This window comes from Fructilactobacillus lindneri DSM 20690 = JCM 11027 (genome assembly GCF_002907375.1).
GTDB classification, from domain to species: Bacteria; Bacillota; Bacilli; order Lactobacillales; family Lactobacillaceae; genus Fructilactobacillus; species Fructilactobacillus lindneri.
Genome location: NZ_MIYK01000007.1, coordinates 1 through 1,836, shown reverse-complemented (window position 1 = coordinate 1,836; position 1,836 = coordinate 1). Strand labels below are relative to the sequence as shown.

Below are 1,836 nucleotides of genomic sequence, written 5' to 3'. Positions count from 1 at the left end.
ATTCAGTGGATTGTTTCTAACTTGTTTTATTCAGTATTGCACAACTGTTCCGGAATTTATGTGCCAAAAACTAGGGTAAGAGCAATAAGAGCATAAGATGTATAACATTGAATTATGAAAGTATATTTAAGGAGTTTGTTATAGGAATCAATAACAATATGGTAGCAGGAATTGTGTTAACCTTAGCACTAGCTTTAGTTGCAAAACTGCTATCACCATTTTTACCAACATTGGGTGCAGAAGCGTTGGCGATGCTAGCAGGAATTGTTTTAGGAAATACTGTATTTGCTAATCAACGCTGGGGTGCCGGTGTTAAATGGGCAGAAAAGTATCCAATTGAGATTGGAATTGCGTTATTAGGGTTAAATGTTACTTTGCAAAATATGGAATCGCTTGGATGGAGTGGCGTTATTTTTATTTTGCTACAAATGGCATTAACGATTCTATTTGTTATGTGGATTGGTGGTCGTGTCTTTAAGGTATCCCCACAATCAGCAATGATGATGGGTGCTGGAAACGCTGTCTGTGGATCTAGTGCGATTGCGTCAGTTGCACCAGCTGTTGGTGCAACCGATGATCAACGACGAACGAGTGTTGCGACTGTTTCGCTAGCAGGAGTCATTTTGTTATTTGTTTTGCCAGTAATTGGACCAGCTATCTTGCCAAATAATATGATGGTTAGTGCTCTGATTGGTGGAACAGTACAATCTGTTGGTCAAGTTGCTGGAACTGCATCTTTGGTTGGTGGCAGTGTTGTGACTTATGCACCAATCTTTAAAATGCTACGTGTGATTATGTTGTCAGTTGTTGTTATTTTCATGGCAAATAATGCATCAAAGCTTTCAAATCTAGCAGCAACAACATCAGCAAAATCGGCAAATAAAACTAAAATTAATATTCCTTGGTTTGTAACTGTATTTATTATTTTTATGTTAATCAATTCATTTGTAACATTACCACATGTTTTAACTAATTCAGCAGAACAAGTTACGAGCTTCGTTGGAGTTGTTAACTTAGCTGGAATCGGCTTGAACCTAAAGTGGTCAACCATCAAGTCATCAGGTGCTAAGTTCTTGGGCTATGGATTGGTAACAATTATTTTCCAAGTTGCAATTGCAATCGCATTAATTTATGTTTTAATGGGCTAAATCGTTGAGTTAACAGATTATCAAAGTTTAACTTTGGTAATCTGTTTTTATGCTGTAAATCAGGAATAGGTTATCGCATTGATCCAATGATTAATTTGATCTAATTCTTTGGCGCTACCTGTTTCAATTTTGCGTTCTTTCGGTATAAAACGACGGACGTATCGATTTAATATCTCATTACTCCCACGTTCTTCTGGTGAATATGGGTGCGCAAAATAGACTAGAATGCCTAGTTTTTGCTCGATTTCGTTATATTTTGCAAATTCTCGCCCACGATCAACAGTGATTGACTTGGCATTTTTGATCCCTTGAAAAAACGAATTAAGACTGGTGTCACTGACTGACCATTATATATAAATAAAGATTTACACTAAAAAGCGACATAACTCAACAATTGTGTCGCTTTTTTTATGCCTTATAATTAAAGGTGTTAAAATACGTCATAACTTACCACCATAAAGCAGTCCAATTAATTTATTGACTTCTAAGTAAAATACCAGGAGTTTTGCTATGAGTTAACTATGATCCTAGGTGGTCACTAAAACATTCCTTAATTTAGGGGCTATAATTAACAAATCGCCCCTCAAACTCATTGTTAAAATACCCCCCAATCTCTATAATGTGGATATTAGGGGTTAATTATTTTCATATTATAAAAATAACTTCTTCTATTTGTCATTTTTTCGAT

At 35.7% G+C, this 1,836-nt stretch carries 1 protein-coding gene and 1 pseudogene; one reads left to right on the top strand and one right to left on the bottom strand.

Translation table 11 applies throughout. The features are described from left to right. The first annotated feature begins 140 nt into the window (after positions 1-140). A complete protein-coding gene (locus tag BHU33_RS02920; protein WP_103434761.1) occupies positions 141-1,148 on the top strand; it encodes a YeiH family protein in 1,008 nt (335 codons plus the stop codon). A gap of 74 nt (positions 1,149-1,222) precedes the next feature. On the opposite strand, the pseudogene BHU33_RS02915 reads toward BHU33_RS02920, so the two are convergent. After that, a pseudogene (locus BHU33_RS02915) lies at positions 1,223-1,497 on the bottom strand (IS30 family transposase); the annotation flags it as partial. Positions 1,498-1,836 lie beyond the last annotated feature (339 nt).